Source organism: Corallococcus carmarthensis (genome assembly GCF_003611695.1).
GTDB lineage: Bacteria > Myxococcota > Myxococcia > Myxococcales > Myxococcaceae > Corallococcus > Corallococcus carmarthensis.
Genome location: NZ_RAWE01000363.1, coordinates 1 through 5,517, shown reverse-complemented (window position 1 = coordinate 5,517; position 5,517 = coordinate 1). Strand labels below are relative to the sequence as shown.

General features: G+C 69.1%; 5 protein-coding genes and 1 pseudogene. 1 reads left to right on the top strand and 5 read right to left on the bottom strand.

Features of this window, described 5'->3' with window-relative positions; genetic code table 11:
- Positions 1-117 (bottom strand): annotated as a pseudogene (locus tag D7X32_RS47345) (AtpZ/AtpI family protein); the annotation flags it as partial.
- Positions 118-508: 391 nt separating this feature from the next.
- Here D7X32_RS47345 and D7X32_RS42965 point away from each other — a divergent pair.
- Positions 509-1,003: a YbhB/YbcL family Raf kinase inhibitor-like protein gene (locus tag D7X32_RS42965; protein ID WP_120608274.1), complete on the top strand. Its 495-nt coding sequence runs from the start codon at positions 509-511 to the stop codon at positions 1,001-1,003.
- A gap of 16 nt (positions 1,004-1,019) precedes the next feature.
- Here D7X32_RS42965 and D7X32_RS42960 read toward each other — a convergent pair whose 3' ends face one another.
- From D7X32_RS42960 to D7X32_RS42945, 4 genes are read right to left on the bottom strand one after another with little or no spacing between them, the layout of a single operon-like run.
- The gene (locus D7X32_RS42960) at positions 1,020-1,634 is read right to left on the bottom strand and encodes a hypothetical protein (RefSeq protein ID WP_120608273.1); all 615 of its coding nucleotides are present in this window, start codon (positions 1,632-1,634) and stop codon (positions 1,020-1,022) included.
- Between the two features lie 16 nt (positions 1,635-1,650).
- Positions 1,651-2,481 carry an MbnB/TglH/ChrH family RiPP precursor modification enzyme gene (locus D7X32_RS42955; RefSeq protein WP_120608272.1) on the bottom strand — a complete coding sequence of 277 codons (831 nt, stop codon included), beginning with the start codon at positions 2,479-2,481 and terminating at the stop codon, positions 1,651-1,653.
- A 4-nt stretch (positions 2,482-2,485) separates the two neighbouring features.
- The gene (locus tag D7X32_RS42950; RefSeq protein WP_120608271.1) at positions 2,486-3,328 is read right to left on the bottom strand and encodes a methyltransferase domain-containing protein; all 843 of its coding nucleotides are present in this window, start codon (positions 3,326-3,328) and stop codon (positions 2,486-2,488) included.
- Positions 3,329-3,368: 40 nt separating this feature from the next.
- On the bottom strand, positions 3,369-5,498 hold the full coding sequence (locus D7X32_RS42945; protein ID WP_120608270.1) for a carbohydrate binding family 9 domain-containing protein: 2,130 nt from the start codon (positions 5,496-5,498) through the stop codon (positions 3,369-3,371).
- Positions 5,499-5,517: the final 19 nt, after the last annotated feature.

The window sequence follows — 5,517 nt, the reverse complement described above, 5'->3', positions numbered from 1 at the left end:
GCCCACCAGCTTCCAGACCGCGGAGATGTACGGCTCCGCCGCCCGCATCTGCCGGGCCGTCTCGCCCAGCTCACTGCCCGGCGCGTCCGCCTGCTTCCGAGGCTCCTGGTCTGCCATGCGGACGCCTCACCAAACCCCGGGAAAGTCTTGGGTTTCCTTCGCCAACCCCGACCCCGCCCATACACGCGCGGGCGCCGCTTAACACCGAATGCGCGGCGCGTGCAACCGGTACGGGGACGCGGGGGCCCGGGGTGCCAGCAGCGATTGCGGCACCCGCAAGCGCAGCTATCACGGCGCCGGACCCGCGGGCGGTGTTTCGCTCTCGTTCCGCTCTCAAAGGAGCCCCGGTGGCAGGCGGCCCGGGGGGCGCCCGGTGGATCAGTGGCGCAAGGCCCCCAGGGAGGTGACAGGCGGCCGGGCGGCGCGCCCTCCGTCTCTCAGCATCAGGCCTACGGCATCGCCAGCTTGGCAGGGGTCACGTTGGCCGCTCATGCCCAAGGAGTCACGCATGCCGAAGCCGCTCGAGCTCACCTCGCCGAAGTTCAAGGACGGGATGCCCATCCCCATCGCCTACACCGGCGAGGGTGACGACAAGGCGCCCCCCCTGCACTGGGAGAACCTCCCCGCCGGGGCCAAGAGCCTGGCGCTCATCGTGGAGGACCCGGACGCGCCGGACCCGGCGAACCCCCAGCGCACCTTCTGCCACTGGGTCCTCTACAACCTCCCCGTGAACGCCCAGAGCCTCCCGGACGGGGCCACCCTGGACGTGCTGCCGGCGGGGGTGCGGCTTGGGCGCAACGACTTCAACCGGCAGGACTACGGCGGCCCCATGCCCCCCATTGGCAGCCACCGGTACTACTTCCGGCTGTACGCCCTGGACACGGTGCTGCCGGACCTGAACCAGCCCACGCGCACGCAGCTGCTCAAGGCGATGGAGGGCCACATCGTGGGGGAGACCCAGCTCATGGGCACCTACGAGAAGACGCACCACCGCAAGCACTGAAGGCGCACGGGGCACCTCAAGGTGACGGCAGCTCGCGCGGCATCACGGCGGGCAGGTTGGGCACCTTGAGGTACTCCACGCGCGTGGGCTTCGGCTCCACCGGGGGCCAGCCCGGCGCGTCCAGCGCGGCGAGCAGCGTGAGCACCGGATAGTCGAAGGACTCCACGAGCGGACCCGACGCCGGCATGGGAGCAAGCCCCCACGCGAGCGACAGGCGCAGCCGTTCACACCGCGCCAGCTGCGGCACGTATGCGGGCAGCCGCTGGAGGAGCTTCGCGTGCGGAGCGTGCTCGCCCGCCTCCAGGAAGTGGCAGTACGCGATGGCCTCCTCGCGGTTGAGCACTTCCGGCAGCACGTCCTGGAGGAAGCGCGCTCGCAGCGGGCCCAGCTCCGGCCGCTTCGCTTCGTCCACCCAGACAAGCTGTTCGCGCACGCGCTCGGTGCGGTGGAAGTCCATCATCCGTCCGGCGCGCTCCACCACTTCCGGAGCCACCCTGCGGAGTGCCTCCGCTTCCGGCGGCGTCAGGCCCAGCGGGGCCAGGGCGCCGGGGGCATCGCGGCGCCACGCTTCACGGAAGCGGGGATCCACGTGCAGCCGCGCCAGGACTTCCAGCGTTCGGGGGTAGCTCATCGTGGGAACTCCCTTCTCACGCCGCGCTCGCGCCGCAGCGCTGGAGGATGGCGCGCGCGCGGGCCAGCTCCTCCACCAGCCGCGCGAAGGGAGGAAAGCCGCTGTCCATCTCGAAGTTCACCCCGCGCACCGGGCTGCGTGGCGCGACGTACTCCAACAGGCGCCACACCTCCTCCGGCGACGGCGCGGAGTGGCTGTCCAACCTCAACCCCTCCATCGTGATGCCGCCCGCCAGGTGTACCTGCACCACGCGCTCCAGGGGCAGCCGGTCCAGGAAGGCATACGGGTCGAACCCGTGGTTGACCGCGTTGCAGTACAGGTTGTGCAGGTCCAGCAGCAGTCCGCAGTCCGCGTCCTCCACCACGCGGCGCAGGAACTCCGCTTCCTCCAACGTGTTGAGCGGCGTGTGGAAGAGATACGCGATGTTCTCCACCACGAAGGGCACCTCCAGGTCCGATTGCGCCGCCTTCACGTTGCGCACGCACGTGGCCACCGCCTCCTCCGTCAGCGGCACCGGCGTCAGGGCGCGCAGGGGCAGGTCCCCCACGCGCGTGAAGCACAGGTGGTCCCCGTGCCACACGCTCTTCGTGACGTGACGGATGCGCTTCACACCCTCGCGGTAGCCGGGCGCGTCCACGCCGTCCGAGCCCACCGACAGCTCCAGGCTGTGGCCCACCAGGGGATAGCGCTTCGCGAGCAACTCCAGCCGCCGCTCCGAGTCCGGCGTGAGCGGCAGGAAGTGCTCGGGCGTCACCTCCAGCCAGTCCACGCCGGGGTTGCCACGCGCCAGGTGCGGATTGAGGTCCCAGCGGTAGCTGAGCCCCACGCCCAGGAAGGGAAGGCCCATGGCTTTATGCCTTGCGCCGCGCCATCACCTGGAAGTGCTGCCCCAGGACGGCGAAGCCCTCGTGCGCCAGCTTCTCCTGCAACGCCAGTACCTCCTCGCGCGCGGCCCATGCGTCCCACGGCTTCTCCGCGGTGCCGCCATGCGCGGCCGCCATCGCCTTGAGCATGTCGAAGAACATCACCGGCTTGCCGAAGATCTCCAGCAACTCCGCGCCCGCGTCCGCCACCGCGCGCTCCAGCTCGCGCACCGTGAAGGCGTGCACCGGCAGGCCGTACGGGCACGTCGTGCGGCCGTCGTGGAGCGCGCGGAAGGCCTCCAGCGGCCTGCCCAGCTTCAGGGAGCCGGAGAACGCCTCGTAGCGGTTGTCCACGCCCAGCACCACCGGCGCGCCCGGCTTCGCCACGCGCACCAGCTCCTTCACCGCGCGCGGGTACGCGTCCAGGCAGTACGACACCGGGTCGCCTTCGCAGAAGACCAGGTCGAAGGCCGCGTCCGGCAACTCCAGCGCCGCGACGTTCCCCTCCACGAAGGCCGCGCGGTCCAGCAGGCCCTTCGCGGTGAACTGGGCCCTCGCGCCGTCCAGCATGCCCGGAGAGATGTCCAGCACGGTGACGTGGTGCCCGGCTTCAGCGAAGCGCGTGCCGAACTTGCCGCCTCCGCCGCCCGCGTCCAACACGCGCCAGGCCGTGCCGTCCTTCGGCAGGAGCGCCTCCACCGGCTTCCAGGTGAGGTGCTCGTACGTCAGCCAGAACAGCTTGATGGCCGCGGCGTCCGGCGCGCCCTGGTCGTACTTCGGGGACACCTCGTCGTAGCGGCGCTTGAGGCTCTGCGGGTCGGCGGCGGTCATGCGAAGGGCCCTCGTCCGAGGCTTCGGGAAGGAAATCAGGTCAGTAGTTGAAGGAGATCTTCGAGAGGATCCGCCGCTCCTGGGAGCCGGCGAAGGGCTGATCCGTGTAGACGAGGAAGATGTCGCTCCACTGGCGGTAGTGCCACCCCACCATCGCGTCCAGGAACGTGCCCTTCACGGAGTTGTAGTCCGCCAGCTCGTACACGCCGCCCTTCTGCAGCGTCAGGCGCGCGTAGAGGTCCGGGCTGAAGTGGTAGCGCAGCTGCGCGTAGCCAGAGAAGCTGTAGCCGTCCCCTGACGTGCCGTAGAGGTCGCTGTTCGTGGGTACGTTGAAGTTGCGCGTGTAGAAGCCGCTGAAGCGCGCGACGATGTGCGGCCCCACCTTCATGTTCACCGCGCCGTTGAAGCCGCGGATCTCCCCGCCCAGGAAGCGGCCGGCGACGGCCGTGAGCGTGTAGCTCTGCCAGTCGTGCGGGAACAGGGTGAAGCCGAACGTGCCCAGCCGGTCCCGGAAGCCCAGGTTGTCGTCGTAGATGCCATCCAGGTAGAGCGCGAAGTCGTGGTGCAGGTAGGGCTGCACGTTGAGGCGGTTGCGCCAGCGCGTGCGCTCGCCCTCGTGGTTGCGGCGCCACAGCGAGTCCCACGTCACGTCCAGCCGGGGCAGGAAGCGCCACTTGGGAAAGGGGTTCAGGTACAGGTGCGAGTTGTAGCCCTGCTTGTCCACCACCGGCGTCCAGCCCAGCGGGTTCGCGTAGTTCTTCCCGATGTCCTCGAACTGCAACCAGAACTCCGACAGCGTGTCGAAGCGGTGCAGGCCCACGTGGTACGCGTCCGCGTCCTCGTTGCCCAGCGGGCTCCAGCTGCGCAGCGCCTGCGCCTGGACGAAGAACTCCTCGAAGAGGTGGAAGTTGCCGTCCACGCCCACCGTCTGGAAGTCCGAGTCCCCGAACAGCCCGCCCCGCCCGCTGCGGTTGAGCGCCACCAGGGCGATCATCGACCGCTTGCCGATGTCCTGCTGCAACCGCAGCACGCCGGAGTTGACGTTCTCATAGACCTCGCTCCCCTGCGCGTCCCGTCCGGTGAGGTCGCGGTGCTGCACGTCCATCATGGAGAAGCTGAGGCCGCCCAGCTTGCCGGTCAGCTGCAAGCCGCCCCACACCCGGTCATGCGGACGCAGCGCGATGCGGCGCGAGGAGAAGATGTTGATGGGCGCGATGAAGAGGTGCTCGGTCTCCGAGAAGAACGAGCGGCGCTCCGGGAGCAGCGGTTTGTCCGTGTCCAGCAGGAGGAAGCCCTGATCCGCCTCCGCGTCGCTGAAGTCCGGGTTGGCGGTGAGCTTCAGCGCCAGCCATGGCGCCGGGTCGATGCTCGCGTCCGCGCCAATGTTGGGACGGAAGGCGCCGCGGCCGTCCGTGGACTTGAGCGCCACCGTGCTGGCCACGTACGGGGTGATGCTGAAGATGGAGCGCGGCTTGATGCCCTTGAGCCCCTCCAGGTGCGGGTAGCGGCTCACCTTCGCGCTGTTGACGCCGTCCGGCGTCCAGTTGCTCCACTCCTGGTTGCGCGACTGTTCGCGGTCCAGGAGCATGCCGAAGGAGATTTCGTCCTTCGTCTCGAACTGGAAGTTGGCGAACGGGATGCGCACCTCCGAAATCCACCCGTCCTTCACGAGGGTGGACTTCGTCTCCCACTCTCCGCGCCAGTTGGAGGAGAACGCCTCGCCGTCATCCACGATGCGCCCGTCGGTGCGCACGCCCAGCGGGTTGGTCCAGAAGTAGTACGCGTTCCGGTGGTCCAGGAACGTGTCCAGGATGATGGTGATGTTGTCCTCCTGGTGGAGGAACCCCTCGTTCTGCACCGTGTAGCCGGTGATGCGCTCCGGCTTGGAGTCGAGGCAGTGGAAGAGGAAGTACAGGTTGTCCTGGTCGTAGAGGATGCGGACCTGCGTGTCGTCCGACGCGGGCTTGCCGTAGTTGACGCGCGTGAGGTACCAGCCGGCGATTTCGGGGGCCGTCTGCCACGCGGGCTCGTCCCCCTTGCCGTCGATGGTGATGGCGTCCTGCGTGCGCGTCGCGGTGACCTTGTACGTCGAATCAGCGTGTCCCAGCGTGGGCACCAGCGCGGCCAACAGCGCGGTGCCCCAGCGACAGACGTGGCGAAGGGGGCTCATCCGGGCTCCGAGGTGGGGG

Excerpts from the sequence above, each read along its gene's own strand:
- D7X32_RS42955 (WP_120608272.1), bottom strand. The coding sequence starts at position 2,481 with ATGGGCCTTCCCTTCCTGGGCGTGGGGCTCAGCTACCGCTGGGACCTC.
- D7X32_RS42950 (WP_120608271.1), bottom strand. The coding sequence starts at position 3,328 with ATGACCGCCGCCGACCCGCAGAGCCTCAAGCGCCGCTACGACGAGGTG.
- D7X32_RS42965 (WP_120608274.1), top strand. The coding sequence starts at position 509 with ATGCCGAAGCCGCTCGAGCTCACCTCGCCGAAGTTCAAGGACGGGATG.
- D7X32_RS42945 (WP_120608270.1), bottom strand. The coding sequence starts at position 5,498 with ATGAGCCCCCTTCGCCACGTCTGTCGCTGGGGCACCGCGCTGTTGGCC.
- D7X32_RS42960 (WP_120608273.1), bottom strand. The coding sequence starts at position 1,634 with ATGAGCTACCCCCGAACGCTGGAAGTCCTGGCGCGGCTGCACGTGGAT.